Annotated in this window: 19 protein-coding genes and 1 tRNA gene; 10 read left to right on the top strand and 10 right to left on the bottom strand. The window is 55.6% G+C overall.

Annotation, left to right across the window (positions count from 1 at the left end; all coding sequences use genetic code 11):
- Window positions 1-51: 51 nt before the first annotated feature.
- Window positions 52-873, bottom strand: a complete 822-nt coding sequence (locus O3S85_RS19900) for a PEP-CTERM sorting domain-containing protein (protein WP_269542904.1) — start codon at window positions 871-873, stop codon at window positions 52-54.
- A gap of 47 nt (window positions 874-920) precedes the next feature.
- On the bottom strand, window positions 921-1,595 hold the full coding sequence (locus tag O3S85_RS19895; protein ID WP_269542903.1) for a hypothetical protein: 675 nt from the start codon (window positions 1,593-1,595) through the stop codon (window positions 921-923).
- A gap of 29 nt (window positions 1,596-1,624) precedes the next feature.
- Here O3S85_RS19895 and O3S85_RS19890 point away from each other — a divergent pair, with 29 nt between their 5' ends.
- From O3S85_RS19890 to O3S85_RS19845, 10 genes are read left to right on the top strand one after another with little or no spacing between them, the layout of a single operon-like run.
- The gene (locus O3S85_RS19890) at window positions 1,625-2,638 is read left to right on the top strand and encodes a hydroxyacid dehydrogenase (RefSeq protein ID WP_269542901.1); all 1,014 of its coding nucleotides are present in this window, start codon (window positions 1,625-1,627) and stop codon (window positions 2,636-2,638) included.
- Window positions 2,622-4,481: a DUF2264 domain-containing protein gene (locus O3S85_RS19885; RefSeq protein WP_269542900.1), complete on the top strand. Its 1,860-nt coding sequence runs from the start codon at window positions 2,622-2,624 to the stop codon at window positions 4,479-4,481. Before O3S85_RS19890 ends, O3S85_RS19885 begins: the two co-directional genes overlap by 17 nt.
- Window positions 4,474-6,552, top strand: a complete 2,079-nt coding sequence (locus O3S85_RS19880; protein WP_269542899.1) for a heparinase II/III domain-containing protein — start codon at window positions 4,474-4,476, stop codon at window positions 6,550-6,552. The genes O3S85_RS19885 and O3S85_RS19880 overlap by 8 nt, the downstream gene beginning before the upstream one ends.
- Before the next feature lie 55 nt (window positions 6,553-6,607).
- Window positions 6,608-7,672, top strand: a complete 1,065-nt coding sequence (locus O3S85_RS19875; RefSeq protein ID WP_269542898.1) for a LacI family DNA-binding transcriptional regulator — start codon at window positions 6,608-6,610, stop codon at window positions 7,670-7,672.
- A 51-nt stretch (window positions 7,673-7,723) separates the two neighbouring features.
- Entirely contained in the window at window positions 7,724-9,316 is a 1,593-nt protein-coding gene (locus O3S85_RS19870) for a GTP cyclohydrolase II (protein WP_269542896.1), read from the top strand.
- A 3-nt stretch (window positions 9,317-9,319) separates the two neighbouring features.
- On the top strand, window positions 9,320-10,378 hold the full coding sequence (locus tag O3S85_RS19865; protein ID WP_269542895.1) for a hypothetical protein: 1,059 nt from the start codon (window positions 9,320-9,322) through the stop codon (window positions 10,376-10,378).
- Window positions 10,375-11,667, top strand: coding sequence for an amidase family protein (locus O3S85_RS19860; RefSeq protein WP_269542894.1), 1,293 nt, complete (start codon window positions 10,375-10,377; stop codon window positions 11,665-11,667). The genes O3S85_RS19865 and O3S85_RS19860 overlap by 4 nt, the downstream gene beginning before the upstream one ends.
- Window positions 11,660-12,889, top strand: a complete 1,230-nt coding sequence (locus O3S85_RS19855; RefSeq protein ID WP_269542893.1) for an amidohydrolase family protein — start codon at window positions 11,660-11,662, stop codon at window positions 12,887-12,889. Before O3S85_RS19860 ends, O3S85_RS19855 begins: the two co-directional genes overlap by 8 nt.
- Window positions 12,886-13,437 carry a hypothetical protein gene (locus O3S85_RS19850; protein ID WP_269542891.1) on the top strand — a complete coding sequence of 184 codons (552 nt, stop codon included), beginning with the start codon at window positions 12,886-12,888 and terminating at the stop codon, window positions 13,435-13,437. The genes O3S85_RS19855 and O3S85_RS19850 overlap by 4 nt, the downstream gene beginning before the upstream one ends.
- Complete coding sequence (locus O3S85_RS19845; RefSeq protein ID WP_269542889.1) at window positions 13,434-14,186, top strand: creatininase family protein; 753 nt, start codon at window positions 13,434-13,436, stop codon at window positions 14,184-14,186. The genes O3S85_RS19850 and O3S85_RS19845 overlap by 4 nt, the downstream gene beginning before the upstream one ends.
- Here O3S85_RS19845 and O3S85_RS19840 read toward each other — a convergent pair.
- The 8 genes from O3S85_RS19840 to O3S85_RS19805 all read right to left on the bottom strand — a co-directional run bounded on the left by O3S85_RS19840 (window position 14,183) and on the right by O3S85_RS19805 (window position 20,003).
- Window positions 14,183-14,647: a RidA family protein gene (locus O3S85_RS19840; protein ID WP_269542888.1), complete on the bottom strand. Its 465-nt coding sequence runs from the start codon at window positions 14,645-14,647 to the stop codon at window positions 14,183-14,185. The genes O3S85_RS19845 and O3S85_RS19840 overlap by 4 nt on opposite strands.
- Window positions 14,644-15,471: a DUF3891 family protein gene (locus tag O3S85_RS19835; RefSeq protein ID WP_269542887.1), complete on the bottom strand. Its 828-nt coding sequence runs from the start codon at window positions 15,469-15,471 to the stop codon at window positions 14,644-14,646. The genes O3S85_RS19840 and O3S85_RS19835 overlap by 4 nt, the downstream gene beginning before the upstream one ends.
- On the bottom strand, window positions 15,468-16,403 hold the full coding sequence (locus O3S85_RS19830; RefSeq protein ID WP_269542885.1) for an acetamidase/formamidase family protein: 936 nt from the start codon (window positions 16,401-16,403) through the stop codon (window positions 15,468-15,470). Before O3S85_RS19830 ends, O3S85_RS19835 begins: the two co-directional genes overlap by 4 nt.
- A gap of 29 nt (window positions 16,404-16,432) precedes the next feature.
- Window positions 16,433-16,882 (bottom strand): phosphoribosyltransferase, encoded by a 450-nt coding sequence (locus tag O3S85_RS19825; protein ID WP_269542883.1) that lies wholly within the window; start codon window positions 16,880-16,882, stop codon window positions 16,433-16,435.
- A gap of 87 nt (window positions 16,883-16,969) precedes the next feature.
- A tRNA-His gene (locus tag O3S85_RS19820) sits at window positions 16,970-17,046 on the bottom strand.
- Window positions 17,047-17,122: 76 nt separating this feature from the next.
- Window positions 17,123-17,872, bottom strand: coding sequence for a ParA family protein (locus tag O3S85_RS19815; RefSeq protein WP_269542881.1), 750 nt, complete (start codon window positions 17,870-17,872; stop codon window positions 17,123-17,125).
- Complete coding sequence (locus tag O3S85_RS19810; RefSeq protein ID WP_269542879.1) at window positions 17,869-19,521, bottom strand: CHAD domain-containing protein; 1,653 nt, start codon at window positions 19,519-19,521, stop codon at window positions 17,869-17,871. The genes O3S85_RS19815 and O3S85_RS19810 overlap by 4 nt, the downstream gene beginning before the upstream one ends.
- Window positions 19,518-20,003 carry a CYTH domain-containing protein gene (locus tag O3S85_RS19805; RefSeq protein ID WP_269542877.1) on the bottom strand — a complete coding sequence of 162 codons (486 nt, stop codon included), beginning with the start codon at window positions 20,001-20,003 and terminating at the stop codon, window positions 19,518-19,520. Before O3S85_RS19805 ends, O3S85_RS19810 begins: the two co-directional genes overlap by 4 nt.
- Window positions 20,004-20,052 lie beyond the last annotated feature (49 nt).

Below are 20,052 nucleotides of genomic sequence, written 5' to 3'. Positions count from 1 at the left end.
CTCACAGTCGACCGGGCAGCAATGCTGTTTTTCTATCCCCCAATAGAAAGTTTACTTACGGCGGCGGCGAATCATCACCAAGCCGAGCACCGCAGCACCCGCGATGATGGCGTAAGTGCTGGGTTCGGGTACGATATTCACGACTTCGAAGTTATCGAATGTGTAGTCGATACCAACAGCGCTACTAAAGGAATCGATGCCCATGCGACCGAGGTTATCTTCACCGGTCAAGGCACCATTTTTCAGGCTGTCCTCGTGAAAAATCGTCCCGTCTAGATATGCTGCAAATGAGTTTGCAGCAAGGATTCCCGTTCCACCCCCAGGCATATCATAGCTAATACTCTGAGAGTCAAAGTCGTTGATAAAAATTTCCAAGCCATAGCCTTGCCCGAGGACTAGATTCGTACTCTCATTACTTGCACCACGGATGTTTAATTCTCCATCGCCATACAAGCGGATCTCTAAAAACAGATTGGACCCCTGACTCAGCGTTGTGTCAAAGCTGGTAACTCCACCACGAGCATAATTCGATGAACCAAGATCTTGCTCCCATGCCAGGTCAAAGGAAAACTTAATCGCAGATACTTGATTAGCCGATCCAGAAACGAAGTTGTTTTCAAACTGGAAGGCAGATCCACTATTATTATCGAATAGTTTCACACCATGGCCAATCCCGCCACCGGCTCCGTTCTCAGCGCCTTGAACGACTTCAGCATAGTAGTCTGATTCAATTGAAGTGGGATTTACCGTGCTACCAGTTGGCACACTTCCAGCAGCCTGGCTCTCAAAGTCTTCAAAAAAAAGAATCTGACCAGAAGCAGTTCCAGCAAGTGCGGATCCAGTTATAAAAGCGGCAATAATTGACTTATTCATGGGTATATGAGGGTTAGTATGGGTTAGATGAGATTGATGGGTTGAAACTAGCTTTTCTTGATCACGATATCGCCGACGTAGAACTCCGAGCTCTCGGTGTTCGTGTCCGTGGTGATCATCAGGGTGTCGACAAAGTTGCCTTGCTCGGAAGTCGCGCTGTGAATCAGGTGGCGGCCGGACGTGTCCTTAATAAAGACGTCCACTTTCTCACCGGCATCTGTCGCGCTAAACTCGATATCGAAACTCAGGAACTCAGCACCGCCGACGGACACAGGTAGCTTTTGGCGCACGCCATTGACGCCTACATAAATATTACCTGACGTCTCCAATGACTTAAATTCTACCACGTTATTATCGCTTTTGGGCAACTCGCTGTTACGCAGATAAATGCCGACCGTGGCACTGGCTGATGGATAAAACAAGCGGAAAGAAAGCGTGCCGCTCTCGGTCGGCGAAATGTCGGAAACGAGGTAAACTTTTTCATTCACGTCGACGTCTTTCACGAAAATCCAATTCTTCGATGCCTCGCCTTTGGGTGCCATTGCAAGGATTGCGGTATTTTCACCACGAGCGCGCGTCTTGTAGGGCTCGCCCACGGCAGTGCCCGGTTCCATGGTATCGAAGGCCGCCTCATAGACAATTTCCTCCGCATTTGCGGTCAGGATCGGCAGGGCAGTCAAAGCGGAAAGGGTAAGGGTTGAGATGAGGTTTTTCGTTGACATTGCAGCGATTAATAAAAATTAAATAGGGCATGTCAATGGAAAATGTGCTTGTGATTTTAAACGACTGGGAGAAGGCAGATTTCCTCCCGACCCCACACTGGAACCGTTTGTTGCAGTTAGCTCCCAACCTCATCCACATGACACCTGATGAGGTGAACGCTGTCGGTTGGGCCACGGTCTTCAGCACTCATAAACCCAACATACTCATCACCGGTTGGCGCACTCCACCCCTTCCCGATGAAGTGGGCTTGGCGCGTGAATCCGGTCTAAAATATTTGTGCCACCTGCCCGGCTCCGTGCGCAAACTCGTGCCTCGCGCGTGGATCGAAGAAGGGCTGATCGTTAGCAATTGGGGCCGCTCGATCAGCCACGTGGTTGCTGAGTGCGGGCTCATGCTGATCATCTCCGGATTGCGTCGCGCGGGCTATTGGAACAACACCATGCACCACGGTGACAGCTGGAAAGACGACAGCCTCGACACGCAGTCACTCTTTGACCGCAAGGTGGGCATCCACGGCTTTGGAGCGATCAGCCGCTGCCTGGTGAAACTACTGGAGCCGTTTGGCGTGGAAATCTCCACCTACTCGCCCAACGTTCCCGACGAAGGTCTGGAAGAGTTCGGCGTAAAGCGCAGCAACAGCTTGGATGAGCTCTTTGCGGAAAATCATGTCGTCGTCGAGCTCGCCGCGCTAACCCCCGAAAACGAAGGCGTGATCGATGAGCGACTGCTGCGCCTGATCCCCGATGGCGGCCTGTTTGTAAACATCGGTCGTGGTGCCGTGGTCGATGAGGATGCACTGGCCCGCGTTTGCCAAGAAGGCCGGTTGCATGCCGCGCTCGATGTCTACACCGTTGAGCCGCTGCCCGCCGATTCGCCTTTGCGACGCCTCGACAATGTGCTCCTGCTCCCGCATTTGGGCGGCCCCACCGTAGATCAACGTCAAACTGCCGGTGCCTATGGCTTGGCGAACATTGAGCGCTTCCTTCACGGCGAGAATTTAGAGTCAGTCGTTACCCTCGATATCTATGATCGCGCAACCTGAGACCACCACCCGCTCACAATGGTTGACCGACGCCGCACTCAAGCTGCTGCGTCCACTCATGGGCGTAATCGAGCCCACCGAAGCCAAGCTAGCTTTGCATGGCAGAGCTTCCGACCACGATGCTCGCGCCGACCGGCTGGAGAGCTTTGCCCGGCCTTTTCATTTGTATGCGCTGCTGCTTGGGCACCTGGGCAATGACATGCCCGAGGAGGCCGCCAGCTGGCACCGCGATCTCGCGCAATGCCTCGACAACGGGACCAACCCACAGCACCCGGCCTACTGGGGGCCGTCCACCAATTTCCACCAACATGTGGTCGAGATGGGCCTGCTCGTGCTCAGCCTCGAAATCTGCCGTGAGCACTTCTGGGAACAGCTGCCCTCCGCCGTCCAGCAACGCGCACTCGACTGGTTGGAAACCGCGCGCAGCGTCGCCATGCACTGGAATAACCACCTGTTCTTCGGCGTGTTTACGCTGGAGTTTCTCATCCGCGAAGGACGGGGCACCGCATGCGACCGTGCGCTAATCGACGGCTGGCTGCGCGAGCTAGAAACCATGTCCCGCGATGAGGGTTGGTTCCGCGATGGCCTCAACGATTCCGCCGACTACTACAATGCCTACGCCTTCCACTACTATGGCCTGAATTGGGTGCGCTTCTTCTGCAATGATCCGCAGAGCACGCGCGCCGAATTCTGGACCAGCCGCGCTGAGCAATTTCTCCAGGGCTTCCATCATGTCTTTGCCAGCGACGGCGGCGCGCCCAACTTCGGTCGCTCGCAAACATACCGCTTCGCCCTGCTGGCACCGTTCGGCCCTGCCCTCGCGCTCGAGCGTTGTCCAATACCCGCAGCAACCGTGCGTCGACTGGCCAGCGATCATTTAAGTTTCTTCCTCGAAAAGGAAATCTTTACCCCCGAAGGCTGGTTGAACATCGGGTGGACCGATGAAAACCCCGCCATCGCGGAGAGCTACTCCTGCGTCTCCAGCTCTTACTGGGCAGCCAAAGGCTTCTCGCTCCTGCTGCTTCCGCCCGAGCACGCATTCTGGGCCGCCGAACCTGCGTCCGCGGAAGTGACCTACGCCGATGAGCACAGCCACGCCACCAGCGTTGGGCTTACGATTCGGCGCTTCAGTGGTGACACGGAAATCATCAATACCGGTTCCGCCGTCTCCCTGATGAACCTCCGCTACTTCGCGTCAAAATGGTCCAAGCTTGCCTACCGTGCCTCAGCGGGGACCATCCTGCCCGACGCCGAAAACCCCTTTCCGGCAGACATGTCGCTCGTCGCCGAATTCGACGGAAAACGCTTTGGACGACACATCACGTATCCCACTGAATTTGGCGAAAATTACGTTCGCTGCACCTACACGCTCGGCGAGAAAACGCATGACAACATGGCCGCCGTTGAGACCTTTATCGCCTGGAAAGACCGCTGGCTTTTTGTCGAACATACCGTCACCGCGACCGCCCCTTGTAAGCTGCATCAAGGCGGCTTTTCGCTCGGGCTCTACAAAGCCAACGAGGTGCAAAAAGACGAGCCCCTATCCGGCTGCATCGGACTATCCGCCAACGGTCGCGTATCGCTCATTCAGAGCATTTGCGGTTACGAGCAGTCCATGGTCAGCGCGAGCGCTGCGGAGGATCCACGCCGTCATACACTGCAGCGCCACCATGCAGTGCCAGTCTTAAGTACCCTTGCCAGCACTGGCAAAATTCAGTTATCCTGCCTCATCTATTTTGGCCCAACTGGCGAGCCATCATTGCCCTGGATCATTGATAGCAACCGCCACGAACTTTGCCTCGCTCACCCCTTCTATGACGATTGGTCACCCCGCAATGTATAAACTCAATTGGCTCACATCCCTGCTCGCGCTTTGCCTTGGCGTGAGCGCTCAATCCTTCGCGCAAGACAGCTGGACGCGACCCGATCAGCTGCCCGACATCCCCAAGCAAGCTCCGCGCACTTGGATACTCCCCAGCCAGCAATCGGCGTTTCGCGAGTATTGCACCACAGGCGAAGGCGAGGCATTCTTTGCGCGCATCAAGCAGGGCTTCGATGAGAAATACCTGAAAGCGCCCTTCCCCGCCGAGCCGGAATCCTTCGGAGACAGTAACCCGCAGGCACGCACCTCTGCCAAGATCGACGCCTGGCGCGACGCGCAGGATACCAGCAACGAAGTCGCGGGCATCGCCTCGACGGCAACAATCATTTGGCGCGTGACCGGCGAGCAAGCTTACTTGGACAAGGCCAAGGAATTCCTCGTCAAGCTAAGCGAATGGGACCCCGAGGGGACCACCGGTATCGAATACAACGACGAGACTAACTTCCGTCTACTCCGGCTGATGCCCGAAGTTTACGACCAAATTCGCGCGCACCTAAGCGATGATGAAAAAGCCCAAGTGCTTGCCATGTTTCAGCGTCGCGGCAACACGACGTTCGACCACATGCTCCGCAAACGCACGGGCCAACTGAAACGCAACTCACTCGAAGTCGAGCCCTCGAGCCACCCCGTCCGCTTCGTCCCGATGCTCGGCATGATGGGCCTCGCGCTCTATGACGACCTGCCCGAAGCACGCGACTGGTTTGCCTTCGCCTATCGTTTTTACGAAGATCAGTTCTCCCCCTGGGGCGGTGACGACGGCGGCTGGGCCGAGGGCATGGCCTACTGGCGCGGCGTGATCGAGCATGCCTCTTTTCAAGATGCGTTGCTGCTGATCGAAGCACCCGAAGCCTACCAGCAACCCTTTTGGCGCAACACATTTTACTTCCCTGTTTACTTTCTAACCCCGTGGAAATCGACTGCCTTCGGTGACACACCCGTAGCTGGGCGCATCGGCATGGAGCCCGGTATTCGTGACTTCGTAATCCACGGCGCTAAGATTTACCAAGATGGTTACCTGCGTGCTTACACGGACTTTTACGAAGACCCACGCGCGCTCCCCGAGGAAGAGATGGAGTTCAAGCTGTGGCGCAAATACCCAACGCCGATTGAGTATCTTCTGCGCGACTTCCTTGTCTCCGACCGCCCTTTACCCGCCCCTAAAAACCTCAGCGAATTGCCCCCTGGCAAGTACTTGGAAAGCATTGGCTGGGTCGCGGTCCACACCGACCTGGGCAACCCGTCAGAGGATATTTTCCTACAGTTTAAGAGCAGCCCCTACGGCTCTTATTCGCACAGCCATGCCGACCAGAATGCATTCATCCTCAATGCCTATGGCGAAGAGTTGGCAATCAATTCCGGCTACCGTGAATATCATCGCAGCCCGCATCATAACGGCCACACCCGGCAAACCTTGTCCAAGAATGCGCTGCTCATTGGCGGCGAAGGCCAGCCCGCACAGGATGCCAACGCCACGGGCACCGTCACCCAATACCAGAGTCGTGACGACTACGTGTGGTTTCGCGGCGATGCCACTCAGGCCTACCGCGCCAACCCGAAGCTAAGCGATATCGAGCTAGTTCAACGCGACGTGCTGATGCTCCGCACCGGGCTAATTATTATCCGCGATGAGGTCCGCCTGGAGCGCCCGGAAAGCATTCAATGGCTGCTGCATAGTGTGAATCCGCCCCAGCTTGACGATGGCAAAATAAGTATTAATTCGGGCCAAGCCCACCTGGAGGTCCAGCTACTGGCAGTGGACAACCAACTGGACATCACGGCCAATGATGAATTTGCCACACCAGTCGATCCGAAATACTTGGACAAGGGCTATGATCCGCAGTTTCACATTACCGCCGCTACCGAAAAGCCAAGTACCCGGACCATCATCTATTCCTTGTTACAGCCAAGTAAAGACAACGCCACGAGCCAGCTAATCTCCGCCACAGACGACGAGGCGCTGGTCCGTCTGAGCAACGGTGCGACATTGACGGTCACCTATTCCGATGATGAGCCAAAATTTACCTCAAAGTAAAAACCTCGCGACTTGCCAAACCTATCCGACATAGCTTTAATAATTATTCAAAGCTATGAAACCAACCACTAGTCAAAAAGCAAAACGCCTCTCTCAAAAGCAGATCGCAAAAGACCTGGGCGTCTCGCAAACACTGGTGTCAATGGTCCTCAATGGCCGCGCCGAAGGCATCGCCAAGACCTCCTTTGAGCGCATTTGGAACTACGCCCTGGTCAACGGATACTCACCGCGCGGCATGAAGATGGATGCCGCCTTGAGCAATGCCCACCAGGTCGGCATGTCGACCGTGGGCTACATTTTGCGCGCTCCGCTTCGGCTTGCCAACAAGAGTAACTTTTTCAGCCACGTCCATCAGGGGCTCCACGACTGCCTGACCGAGCATGGTGCCAAAACGGTCTTTCTGGGTTCCGAAGATTTACTGAACGATAAAGACTTCGAGCAATTCAGCAAAACCCGCATGCAAATGCGCGGGCTGGTGATCATGGGCGAAGTGGAACGATCCGTAGTGCGCCGGCTATCAGAGATGTTCCCCCGTGTCATCTACGCCGCGGCCCGCCTGCCCGGCGTGTGCCACTCCGTCGTCGCCAATGAGGAGGACGCCGCAGAAAAGATGGTCCAGCACCTGACCGATCTTGGTCACGAAAAGTTTGCGTGGTTTGGCGGCACGGTGAATACCATGCGCGGCGAGATACGCCACCAATCCATCGTCGCCGCACTCCAGCGTCGCAACCTCAAGCTACAGCATACTGAGTTCGACATGAGCGGCGGCAATGACCGGCGCGAGGGCTTTGATTGCGCAGAGGCGATCTTAAAGAAAATTGGCGTCGAGGGTGCCACGGCATGGATCAGCTTCAATGGCCTTTCCGCCCGCGGAGCGATCAGCTGCTTGAACAAGAACGGCATCACCATAGGCAAGGAAATCAGCGTCGCCGCGCTCGATGTCACCCGCGTGCGTGACTCCGAGTGGCCCACGCTGGCCTCGGCTGGTTCGCTCCCGGAAGAAATCGGCCGCTTAGCGGGTGAGCTCATCTACCGCGACACCGAAGAATCCTATTTTCAAGACATCGTCGTCCCCGCCAAGCTCTTTACCGGCGAAAGCGCTGGCCCGGTCGCTTCGTAACACGTGCGCGGGCAGATTGACTTGTGGCATAATCGTTGCTAGGTTCTGCGCATGTGTCGCTCCACCAATGCTACCACCACCGAACCTGAATCCGGCGACCCGCAACCAATAGATCCAAGTAACTTGGCGGAATCACTCAAGCGCTACGCCGAGCAAGCCTCCAAGTTGGAAGCCGGGAATTACTATGATCACCCGGTCCACGGGGCCACGGTTTTCATTGGTCACACCGCTGTGCCCACGCGATTTGGCGACTTCCGGGCGTGCATTTTTCAAGACATCATTCACAAGGGCTATATCATCGCGCTAACCTTTGGTGATGTTGAGAAAGCCGACCTCCTCTACACGCGCCTGCACTCCAGCTGCGTGACCAGTGAGACACTTGGTGGCTGTGACTGCGACTGCGTGCAACAGCTCGAAGGCGCGATGGAAAAAATCGCCAAGAGTGGCCAAGGCGTCTTGTTTTACCTTTTGCAAGAAGGCCGCGGCGTGGGCTATTCGGCCAAGGCGCGCGACCGCATGCTCGTTCAAGCCAGTGGCGACACACTGTCCACCTTCGACGCCTACCGCCTGCTCGGTTTAAAGAAAGACTACCGCCAGTATCAGAACATTGCCGACATCGTGCATATTCTTGGCATTGAGGCCGAGTGGGTCATCCTGACGAACAACCCGGATAAAGTGGCCGCCATGGAGCGCAATGGCCTAAAGGTAGCGCGCGCCGAAACCATCGAGTTTGAGCCGGGTCCATTCAATTTATTCTACCTGAAGTCCAAGAAAGAATCCGGCCACACCCTTTCCCGACCCAACGAAATTCCCCTGGCCGACATCAAGCTGCCGGAACCAGTCGTCCCCTTCAAGCCCAGTCGCCTCAAGCAGGCCGAGCGCTTCATTTACATGGCCAGCTATTTGCTGCCAGTGCGCCCGATCGACGACGAGATCGTCGTTAGCTACGAGACATTGCGCGGCATTTTAGGCAACCACGAGATCGACGAATACACCCAGGGCATCCATCCGTTGGTGAAGAAATTTGAGTCTCTGCGCGGCAATCGCATTATGCTCAAAATCGATCCCAAGTCGATGAAGGCACTGGACCAAACCGAGGGCGGTAATCCCCTTCGCGGCCTGCTGATTGAGCCCTACTGGTTTCGCGTCCATGTCTATTATGATGTCGTCACGGGTGATGACTTGGTCGTGCTCACCCACGGCAATCCCAAGACCTACGAGAGCCCGATTGTCCGCATTCAAAGTGAGTCGATCCTGAACCGCTTCCCCGTCAAGGTGGACGACAACAAAGAAAAGTACAACCGTGCGATCCAACACATCGTCCGCTACGGAAGCGGCGCAGTGGTCCTCGTTTATCAGGATGGTCGCGGGGCCGGCTTTGGCGCGTTTGCCATCGACCGCATGCTGATGGAGCAGAACCTCAGTCGCGGCACACGCGACTCTTACCGTAAGCTCGGCATCCCCTTCGACCAACGCGATTACGAAGTCGTGTTTCAAGTGTTGAAGAGCCACCTACCGAGTCTGAATATTCAGATGGTGATGAACTCCCCCAACAGCTTGGTCCAGAAAAACGAATACGCGCAGGCTCTTCACCGCAGCGGGCTAAACGTCGTCAACTGGATCTTCCTGGAGTCCGAGGTTTAGCATATGGCGGACACTTTGGGTCACGAAACGCTAAGCCAAAGGCTTGCACAGATTCCGGAGTATTTGGATCAAACGCTCGGGCTGGAATTGCCATCGCTCGAACCTCTTGCCGCATCCAGAGGCGTCGTGGCAACCGGCATGGGAAGCTCTGAAGCTGCGGCCCGCTACCTCGTGCGCTTGCTCAATCTGTGGACACCCGTTCGCGCCGAATTCCTCCCGCTGAATCAGTTTTACAGCATGCCAGCGCAGCGTCGTGATGCTCGCCACTTGGTTGTGTTTACACAAGGGCTGGCCCCAAACGCTCAGATTGCGCTTGCCCAGCGCAGGCAGTTTTCAGGCCTTACACTGGTGACATCATCAACAGAGCAAGGCCAATCCCAAGCCGGCAAAGGTGACCGAGCCGAGCTACTGCAAACCTTGGCCAAGCAAGGCGCGACAATCGTTCGACACCCGCTGGAAAACGAATTTGAAATTTTGCCGCGCGTCATCGGCCCGGTCTGCGCAATGGCAACGGCATTGATAATCGCCGCCAACATTGGTAATAAAAAGCTACCGAAGCCCGAGATTCTTACGGCGATCCAAGCGGACTTCCGAGCTCAACAATCGATCCACACTTTGGCGGATGAGCTCTTGGCCGGCGTAGATTTTTATTTCGCCAATCCGACTCAGCTTTACGCGCAAAATTTGAGCGCCAAAGTGCTCGAAACCATCTTTCGGCCCGCGCCGCGCGTGCGTGATCTGTTCGATTATTCACACGGTCCTTTTCAAGCCGAAATCGTAACACCGGCCCACCGTTGGCTATTCACCAGCGCCGAAGCGGCTGAGCAAGCACTCGTTAACGACACGTCTGACCTGTTCAACCGAATCAATACGGCACACGTGATCACGTCGCCACTACCCGAGCCATTCGCAATCTTCTACTACGAGAGCGTGCTAAACCAGATCGTCGCCGAAGCCGCACGGCGCTCTGGCGCAAACCTTATCGACTGGCCGGGCAAGGGGCTGGATGGCGAAGGCTATGCGCTCAACCAACCATTCACCCTAAAGGATGCCACCGAGTGAGCGTTGATCGCGAGCACCACGGTAAGGGCGCAATGGCCGCCAGCAGCCAGTCGACTACCCACGCTCGCAACCACGATTCCATTCAGACTTTTTACCGCCAAGTCGATAGCCTCGATGCAGCAACCAAGCGCGCGGTTTTTGCAACGATAACGCCACGCATCGAAGCAATTAAGTCCGCCGAACATGCAGCCATTGCCAACAAGCCATTGAGCGGGCTAACGTGCGTTCTCAAAGACAACTTCGACTTGGCCGGATACCCCACGAACGCCTCGTCAGTGTTCCTGGAAACCGTACGCCCCGGGCCACATGCGGATGGCCCACTCGTGCAAACGATCAAAGCAAAGGGCTTGGCAATACTTGGTAAAACACAGATGAACGAGTTCGCCTACGGGCTGGATGGAGCCAACCCTCACTGTGGAAATTGCCCGCATCCCGGCGACTCGCAGTTGGTCTCAGGAGGCTCCAGTAGTGGCAGCGCTTGGGCCGTTGCCAAAGGGTTCGCGGACATCGGATTTGGCACGGATACCGGTGGATCGATTCGCGTTCCATCAGCATTTTGCGGGCTCTATGGCCTACGCTTACCGCCCAACGAATGGGCGCGCAAAGGCTGCATCACACTCGCCCCGTCATTCGACACGGTCGGATGGATGACCAAGAAACTGAGCACCCTCGCCCAGGCATCACTGGCATTACTCGACTTGGTCCCGAGCAACGAAAGTAAGCCTCTGAGCGTGATCGCCATTGGCCCAATGAGCGATACTACGTTGAAAGGCATTGGCGATCAATTTAACGGCTGCATCGATGCGCGGCACGAGCGTCATCAACTCTTCGCGCCACAAGTATCCAAGGCTTTCTCTGTATTGCAAAGTATCGAAGCCTATGCACTACACCGGCCGTGGATACGCAACCACCGCAAGCAATATGACCCGGCGGTGCTACGCCGAATTCTCCGCGCTGAAGCATGGACCAGCGAAGAGATTTCCGAAGCGCACGCCGTCCGTCAATCGATCTGTCAAGACCTGGAGGAGATGTTTCAACACTGCGATATTGCGCTACTCCCAGTTACCGAATCTCCCACGCCGAAACAAACGATGACCGAGGTCCAGCGCGAGGAACTGCTCCGGCAAACAGCGCCGGCCAGCCTCGCCGGACTTCCCGTGCTAACCATTCCGCTGCCATCGTCGGCCTCGACAACCATCGGCATTCAGTGCTTAATGCCCACTAGCCGTTGGCGGCAAATTTTACCGTCTTTATTTCAACTGCTCACCACGACGACTCAAGATGACTGAACGCTCCGGACGAATCAATGACTGCGTGGTTTTATCAGGCCCGGAACTGGAGCCGTTCCTGTGCTCTTCATTCGAGTATGAGGACGGTAGAATCACGCGGATGGACATCAGAGGCAAGGCACCTCAGCCCATTGGCAAACGCCCGGTCATCGCACCAGCCTTTGTTAATGGCCATACCCATGTGGGCGACTGTTTTCTGGCGGATGCCGCAACGCGCCTCACCCTCGCCGAGGCTTTCTTCCGGCCTAACGGATTCAAATACCAATCACTCGCTACGGTACCAAGGAATGAACACCTGGACGCGATGAAGGGCTATCTTCAAGCAATGGCTGCATCGGGAACAATCGCCCACTTCGACTTTCGCGAGCAAGGCCTTGAGGGCTGCCGCCGATTGCGCGAAACCGCGCAAGCAGTCGGTGTGCACTCGGTAATCCTAAGCCAGTTCGACGGCGTCCCTTTTTCCGCTGAGCAGTTGGAGAAAAATCAGGAACCACTGCCCGATACATTCATCGCGGAACTGCATGAGATTTTGCAGGAGTCCGATGGCTTCTCCGAAAGCACGATGAACGACCAGACCGATACGGCTTGGCAAACCATCGCCTCCATTTGCACGGAGGCTAACAAAGCCAAGACCATTCATTGCCTGGAAGATGCATCCTATCGCGACACCAGCCTTGCGCGAACCGAACTCGGCGACCTGCAACGCGCGATCGAAATTCTTCAGCCCGATTTAATCGTCCATCTAACCGTCGCCAATGACGAAGAGATTGCACGTATCGTAAGCGCTAACATTCCTGTGGCAATCAACCCGCGCGCAAACGCCACACTTGGGCTCCCGTTGCCCCCGGTGGCGAAGCTCCTTCAGGCTGGCGTGCCACTGCTGTTGGGCACAGACAACGCGATGCTCAATGGGGCCAACCTGATGGCAGAGCTGGACTTCACCTACAAACTCGCACGCTCGCAGTTCGGCAATCAGAATCAGATCGACCCAACGGTTACTTTAAAAATGGTGACCAGCAATGTAGCCCTCACGCGATGGGGCAGCGAACTGCCGGGCGAGTTGTCGGTTGGCTTGCCCGCTTCGTTTGTTGAATTCGATTTTTCGTCGCCGACGCTACGCACCTCCCACCACTGCGCGGCAACCATCGTCACCCGATGCCAACCAGCTGACATTCGGCAAACCGTGCGCAACGGGCACACCATCCACCAGCGGAAAGCATGACGAAACTGATACCAATTAATGATCATTTAGCCTGGCACACGCTGCCATGGCCGGCGTTTCAAGCGGACTCGTTACAGCTTCCCAAGATGGCGATTCAGCCCGTTTGCGCATTGCTCGCCAATAAGCCTGACCAGCCATTAAACTTTGCGGAGCAAAGCCTATGGCAATCACTGAACCACGCGCTTCATGAAATCGATGTGGCGGCGGGCGGCATTCGCATCCTGCCTGCTTTCCGGCATGTTCCGAACATCGTGCCTGGCGTAGCGTTCGGAACTTCACTGCCCAATGCATCACGGACCATCATGGAAATCGCCCAATCAGTCCATCGCTCAAACGTTGCGAAGATCGCCTTTGTCCACAGCAACTCCGCACTCGGAGACTGGCTAGATACCATCGCTCGCGAGTTACGCATCCAAACCGACATGCAGGTCTTCAATCTATTCCTGGATCCCGACGCGCAATCAAGCCAACCATCGCTGGCAAACATTCTCCGCGAAGCATTGAATTTTCCGCCCATCACACCCTATACACCGGAGGCACAATCGTGAGCCTTGAGCGTCAGCTTCTGTCCATGACTCCGGTGCAAATCGCGGATGCCGCGCGCGATCCGAAATCGCTGGTGCTCTTGCCAACGGGGGCCATCGAGCAGCATGGTCCCCACCTGCCGATTGGCGTCGATTCACTTCTCGGTCACGCATTTTTAAAGCGCGTGTTAACGCGCCTAGACAATAACGATCCGGTCTGGATCGCGCCACCGATTTTAGTCGGTAAGAGCAACGAGCACGACGGCTTCCCCGGCACGCTCAGTATCTCCGCCGAATCGCTGCGCGACCAAATGCTCGGAACAGTTCAGCAATTGGAACAGTGGGGATTTCGCCGCATCGCCGTCCTGAACACTCACGGTGGAAACTCACCCGTATTGCGTACCACCGCGTTGGAGATTGCCCAAACCACAACCGTCGAGATCGGTATTCTATCATCGCATCCGGCCACAGAATTGAGCGAGCGCGAGGAGCGCTTCGGTATTCACGCGGGGCAGTATGAAACTTCGCTAATGTTGGCCATTCACCCAGAGCTTGTTGATAGGAAAAAGGCAGACTGCCACTGGATCGACGAACGTTTTCCCGCAGGACTCATCGCCCCTGAGAACGCACCCGCAACCTTCGCTTGGAAGACCGCCGACTTCACGCCCTCTGGAACTCTCGGCGATGCCACTCAAGCGAGCGCGAAGGATGGCGAAGCATGGCACAACGCGGTTGCCGATATGCTACATCGGCAAATCCAGACCTTGCTCTAAGCTTTAAGTTTGAGATTTACCTGAATTTCCACGGCGGCATTTTTCGGCAAACCAGCGACCGCGACTGCGGCCCTCGCATGCCTCCCATCGTCGCCAAAAATTTCGACAAAGAGATCCGATGCGCCGTTGATGACTGATGGGCTTTGGCCGTAGGCAGGAATTGCATTCACGTATCCGCCCACGTAGAGCAGCTTCTCCACATCGTTGAGCGAGCCCGTGATCGACCGCATAACCGCGAGCGCATTAAGCGCACAAAGACGCGCTGCGCCGTAACCATCCTCAAGCGAAAGCTCATTACCTACCTGCCCTAAATACTCACCCGCAGTCGCCGATGCGCTAATAACACCCGCCAAAAATACCAGGCGTTCCTCGCGCCGATACGGCAGGTAATTTCCGCCGGGAGATGGCGGCGCTGGTAGCACAATATTTAAGGCCTCAAGTCTACTCTCCGGGCTACTCATTGAGATTTAGCAATAAAGGTTATCTTCTTCTTAACGCTCTCCGCGTTAAGAAAGGCCGCTTGAAAATCAGCCAAGCAAGACGTCGCCGCCTTGGGCACGCGCACATACGGGATCAAAAAGCTAAGGCCAACTTCATCGAATGGATATGGGTCCAGCACAAACACACCATCCCCCATTGGGGTAAAATCGATGACGACTTTACCGCCGTTTCGCGTTGCCTGGGCATGCCGCAGTGTTGACGTTTCAGCGAAATCCACGCCCACCAGCAGCGACAAGCTATCGCACGCTTGCAGAAACTCAAAGCCGCGACGCAGCGACGACTCCTCCAGTGCGCTTTGTGGAAAATCGGTTTTTCTCAACTGGTCAATCAACGCCTGCTGCCGCTGAAGCTGCCCCTCAATAAACGCTGCGTGAACTTCCGCCTCCTCCGGCGTCAAGGTGCTCAAGTCCGCCTGTTCCGTCAGCAAATTTACGGTGTGCATGGAGATCAAAATCGCCGCATAGGGATCGCGATCAGCCGCCTTTTCCGTCGCCTCGCCGCGCACCCGCAAATAATCAGCCAAGTCGATCTCCTCGAAAGCATCATACGTCCCGACCAGCTCACTGGAAAATGCCGAAGGGTTACCCTCGGGCGTCAGCACGGGCATGGCGTCGACAGCCACCCAGCTGTCATCATGCCGCGCCACGGCATCCAAAATATGCGCAAATGGTTCTGGTGGCAGAAAAAGATCGTTCTTCCAATGCCGCGCAAACTCACCCGCCAAGTTAGCGTGCGCACAATGACCGAGCAACAGCCAAGCATCTTTCTCCTCAATGCGAATCACGGCAGCACCTCCGATCTTTCATCAAAAACCGCCTCCGGGAAATAGCCCGAGATCGTCATCGTCGGCGCGTTGACCAGCTGGCTGATCTTCAGGCGGATCACGACGCTGCACGTCACGTATGCCTGCTCCCGTGAGAGCCCCAGCCGCTTGACCAAGTAATCAATCGCGCGGCGAACCACACGCTTACTGGCTTCACGCGGGTCTGCATCCGACTCGATAAAAACATGGTATCCATGCTCAGCAAATTCCCGCGGCTCCAGCTCACCCGGGCACTCCAGGTATGGCCCCGGTAGCGGACTGTCTTTAACCAAATTTACTTTCATGCGCACCGTCATGGGTGCCTCCATACCGTTCAGGCAAACTTCGCCGTCTCCCTGCGCTGCATGGGCGTCACCCGCGCACAGGCCAGCGCCCGGAATTTGCACCGGCAAATGCAAGCGACTACCCGCCACCAAATGCCGTACATCGAGGTTGCCCCCGAACACGCCTGGTGGCCGCGTCCGAAATTCACCAACTTCGGCTGGCTGAACGCCGATGATCCCGCAAAACGGACGAAGCGGAATCGTTAAACCTGGCATCGACTTCGTCACGTCATTCTCGAAACGCCAAGTCTGCAAAAACGGACCGGAAAAATCTTCCGCCAGTAAGCCGAGCCCGTCGACCAAGCCACTCCAGCCCCACCCCTCATGCTGGTATTCCAAAATGTCGAGAACCAGCCGATCCCCGGGTTCGGCCCCCTCGATGCAGACCGGCCCCGTCAGCGCATGAATTCGCATCTTGTCGATCTTTTCAAAATCCTCCGCCGACATATCAGGCTGCACTTGCCCGTCACTGGAGTCCCGCATTTCGAAAGCAATCGTATCGCCGGGCTTAATCGTTAACCGCGGCGGATAATCGCGATTCCACCGATTCACCACTACCGATCGATCCAAAAAGTGCTCCATACTTCAACAATAAGCGATTACGCCTCCCAGGGAAAGACAATCCACTTCGCCGTCTCTTCGACGTAAAATTGCGGCTTCACGATCGACGTTCTTTTATAATACAGCGTCGCAATGGTGATCTCCGGCTGCGTCAACTCGCGCAGGTGACTCATTAAAAAGTCTGTCGTTTTGCCACTGTCGGCCAGATCATCCACTAGCAAAACATGCCCCCGACAACGCGACAGTACTTCTTGGGGCGTGTCCAAGATAATGTCCCCCTGGCTGTTGTCCGCCTTGTAGCTTTTTACCTCAACCGGCGTAAACGGCAGATTAAGTCGGTGCGATAAGCTAACGCCGATTGGTAGCCCTCCACGGCTGATTCCGACAATTCGATCGAACGGACGCTGCTCATGCAGCTCAGTTACCGCAGCCGTCAGCTTGGAAACGAGCTCGCCAAATTCAGCCCAAGATAAAAATTCTTTGTCCACGGCAACGACCAGCAATTACTATTCCAGAAGATTCCGGACGGTCCCAAATACCGTAAATCTCAATACCCGGAGTAGGCTCCAGAAAAATGGGGTGGAAGACGGGACTTGAACCCGCGACCCCCGGTACCACAAACCGGTGCTCTAACCAACTGAGCTACATCCACCATTAAAGGGAAGCGAAAAAGAAAAAACTTTCTGCGCCCGCTGTCAACTCTCAGTTCAGCAAAAATTTCAACGAAATTACGCCTCTTTGAGCAAAATCGAGGCGTCGTCCCACAGATCACGGTAGGCCTTGGCCGCCACGGAGCGAGAATCGAAGCCAAAAAGCGGCTCCCGGTGCAGTCCCATTTTTTCAACAGCAGCCGCCATCGGGATCTCCGGTTTCAAGAAACGCTTATCCTTTTTACGCATTTGCACCATCGTATCCTGGTGCATTTTTTTGCGGCGCTCCACCATGGAGAAGAACGCGCGCAGTTTTTGCGTCTTCAGTCCTTCCTTTTTAAAGAAGTCGATGATTTGCCCGTAGGTGAGCATAGACAACGTCGTGGGAATAACGGGCACCAGGATTACATCAGCCGCGCGGAAAATATTCTCGCTGAGCAAAGTAACATTCGGCGGCGAATCAATGACCACCACATCATACTCGCCCACCAAACTCTTGAGCGAATCTTTCAGCCGCTTCTTCGAGCGTTTCGAGTGATCGAGCTCGATATCGAGATTACGATAAGCCATCGCTGAAGGCAACAAATGCAAATTCGGGTAATCCGATTCACGGATCTCGCGGTCGAGTTTTTTGCCGCCTTGCAACAGACGCTTCGGGCCATGTTTTTTATCCGGCCGAACCCGAAAGTAATACGAGGAAGAGCCCTGCGGATCCAAGTCGCATAAAAGCGTCCGGTTGCCTGCTTGCGCAGAAAGATACGCGAGGTTTACCGACGCAGCAGTCTTGCCGACCCCGCCCTTAATATTATAAACTGCTAATACCTTCATGATGCTGGTTTCTTCTGTGCGCGCTTACTGGTTCTCTTCTTCGCTGACGGTTTGCTAACTGGCGTTACCGACTCGGTTTCCCGCGGAGCCTCAATGCTTGGCGCAAACAGATGCTCGGAAACGGCAAGCACACTGGGATGATCTAGCGTCGCAAAGGCCGCCTTGAACTTCTTACGTTCGGCGAGTCGCTTACGTTCAAGCTCGGCGACCAGAGCGCCCAGCGAAGCACAGAGTTGAACCGCCTCGGCGCGCTTCAAATCGACCGCAGTCAAGTAATGCGTGATCGTCTCCTGCTGGACGCACACATCGTTAAATGCACCGAGCACATTCTGAATTTTGCGCGATCGCTTGATGAGAAAATCCAGTTCCTTGGCATCGTAGAGCGATTTAAAAAACTCCAGCAGGTAGCGGAATTTTTTAAACTGGATGCGCAAATCGTGCACCGCTTCATCCGGCGTTTCGTTGCTGATTTTACGTCCGTCTTTAATGATTCGCTTAAAGCGCTTCATCAGCAACTGGTTCGCCAACACCTTGACTGGCGCATTACCGGTCGGACATTCCTCGTATGCTTGAGCCGCCCCCTTCTCCAAAAATGCGTTCCAAGCCTTCAGCTTCCGGGTTACGCCAGCGCCCTGAAACTCACGGGTAAATTTCTTAAAGGCTGCTTTGCGTTCCGTCTTCAGATCGGCGAAAAACAAATCCAAGCCGGGGCGCAACCCCTTTGGTAAAAGCTTGGCGTAAGCATCCTGCTCTAGCAAATAAACATCCAAGTCGCGCAGACGATTGGTGCCCCGCATCACCGCCCCTAGCTCAAGCTTAAACTTATCCACCAGTTCCTCCGGGTAAACTCCGCGCACCAATTGCAGCAGGGAACGCGTCCGCCGCAGTGCCACGCGAAAGTCGTGCAGAAACTCGGAGTCGATATCCGCGAGCATACCACTGATGTTGGCCTCCATTTGATCGCGCGAAGCGGCCAGAATTTGCCGGCACGCCTCGCGCGCAGTCAACTCCGGCGACAACGATTGCTTAATCTTCGAGGTGTAGTCAAACGGCGTCACGCCAGATGCCTCCAGCGCAGCAAAGGCATAGTGGCGCGTATCCGCATGCGCCTCCAAGCCGAGCGAAGCTATCGTTCGCGACGCCGCATCGGCATCACGTTCATACCCTTTGAGTGCGACCACGCGAAGTAACTTTTGAAACGGCATGGGCTTACCACTTGGGACTGGTCGGGATAGCGTTTCCATCTCCAGGCGCACCGTCGTTTTGCCGTCCTTATTTTCCAGGCGGTAGCACTCAACCTCACGAATAAATTCCGCACGCGGCATTACTGCGCGAATCGAGATCGGGCCGCTTACTTTGTCATGCAAAGTTCCCTTCGGAAAATCATCGCCGTAAAGCGATTTAAGCGAGGTTGTAAATTCTTCACGTGCCAGTAGTTCATCGCCCACGCAATTGTGCAGTTCGAACACTTTGCGATCACGCATCAGCACCGTGCCGGCTGACAGCAAACGCCAGTCAAAGGTATCCAGGATGCTCCAGCGACGGCGTTCCTTACCACCGCCGAGCAGGGAAAGCTTGGTCTTGATATCGCGCAACAGATTGCGACCCTCCTGCCTCATCGGGATGCTAAATCCGGAAGAAGTCTTCATGAGCCCGCTCTCTCCTCCTCAGTCCAGGCGCTAAAAGGCTTTTCGGCCAATGAGGCGTTGGAATACTTTCGCTCCGAAGTCACCTCGCGCGAAACCCAATCAGGCAAATCCACCCGCTCGTCTTCGGCGTCGAGTTCCACCTCAGCCACCACCAAACCGGCGTTCTCCCCATCGAACACATCCACCTCCCAAGTATGTCCACCGTGGTCGATCAAGTGGCGCGTTTTCTCAATGACCGGTTTGCCACAAAGCAGCTGAATCAGCTCGCGCCCCTCGTTCAGCGGAATGGCGTATTCGTACTCTAAACGGCTCTTGCCGGAGACAGCGCCCTTAATCGTCAAGAAGCACTCGTCACCACTGACTCGCACACGAACCGTCGCCTTGTCGCGGTCGATATACCCCTGCTCAAGGCGGGTGCTCTTTTTCGCCGCTGGAAGTTTCTCCTTATCGGCAATGAACTTTCTTTCGATCTCAATGGGCATGATATAGCAAGAGAGCGCGTCACAAACAAGAAACGGTCATGTTTCGCGC

It is taken from the genome of Cerasicoccus sp. TK19100 (genome assembly GCF_027257155.1).
GTDB classification, from domain to species: Bacteria; Verrucomicrobiota; Verrucomicrobiia; order Opitutales; family Cerasicoccaceae; genus Cerasicoccus; species Cerasicoccus fimbriatus.
The sequence above is the reverse complement of the archived record's forward strand: the minus strand, read 5'-3'. Positions and strand labels throughout refer to the sequence as shown.

Bases quoted from the DNA above. Each gene is read 5' to 3' on its own strand.
- O3S85_RS19885 (WP_269542900.1), top strand. From the start codon at position 2,622: ATGATCGCGCAACCTGAGACCACCACCCGCTCACAATGGTTGACCGAC.
- O3S85_RS19880 (WP_269542899.1), top strand. From the start codon at position 4,474: ATGTATAAACTCAATTGGCTCACATCCCTGCTCGCGCTTTGCCTTGGC.
- O3S85_RS19895 (WP_269542903.1), bottom strand. From the start codon at position 1,595: ATGTCAACGAAAAACCTCATCTCAACCCTTACCCTTTCCGCTTTGACT.
- O3S85_RS19900 (WP_269542904.1), bottom strand. From the start codon at position 873: ATGAATAAGTCAATTATTGCCGCTTTTATAACTGGATCCGCACTTGCT.
- O3S85_RS19815 (WP_269542881.1), bottom strand. From the start codon at position 17,872: ATGAAGGTATTAGCAGTTTATAATATTAAGGGCGGGGTCGGCAAGACT.
- O3S85_RS19855 (WP_269542893.1), top strand. From the start codon at position 11,660: ATGACTGAACGCTCCGGACGAATCAATGACTGCGTGGTTTTATCAGGC.
- O3S85_RS19875 (WP_269542898.1), top strand. From the start codon at position 6,608: ATGAAACCAACCACTAGTCAAAAAGCAAAACGCCTCTCTCAAAAGCAG.
- O3S85_RS19840 (WP_269542888.1), bottom strand. From the start codon at position 14,647: ATGAGTAGCCCGGAGAGTAGACTTGAGGCCTTAAATATTGTGCTACCA.
- O3S85_RS19865 (WP_269542895.1), top strand. From the start codon at position 9,320: ATGGCGGACACTTTGGGTCACGAAACGCTAAGCCAAAGGCTTGCACAG.
- O3S85_RS19810 (WP_269542879.1), bottom strand. From the start codon at position 19,521: ATGAAGACTTCTTCCGGATTTAGCATCCCGATGAGGCAGGAGGGTCGC.
- O3S85_RS19805 (WP_269542877.1), bottom strand. From the start codon at position 20,003: ATGCCCATTGAGATCGAAAGAAAGTTCATTGCCGATAAGGAGAAACTT.
- O3S85_RS19890 (WP_269542901.1), top strand. From the start codon at position 1,625: ATGTCAATGGAAAATGTGCTTGTGATTTTAAACGACTGGGAGAAGGCA.
- O3S85_RS19870 (WP_269542896.1), top strand. From the start codon at position 7,724: ATGTGTCGCTCCACCAATGCTACCACCACCGAACCTGAATCCGGCGAC.
- O3S85_RS19850 (WP_269542891.1), top strand. From the start codon at position 12,886: ATGACGAAACTGATACCAATTAATGATCATTTAGCCTGGCACACGCTG.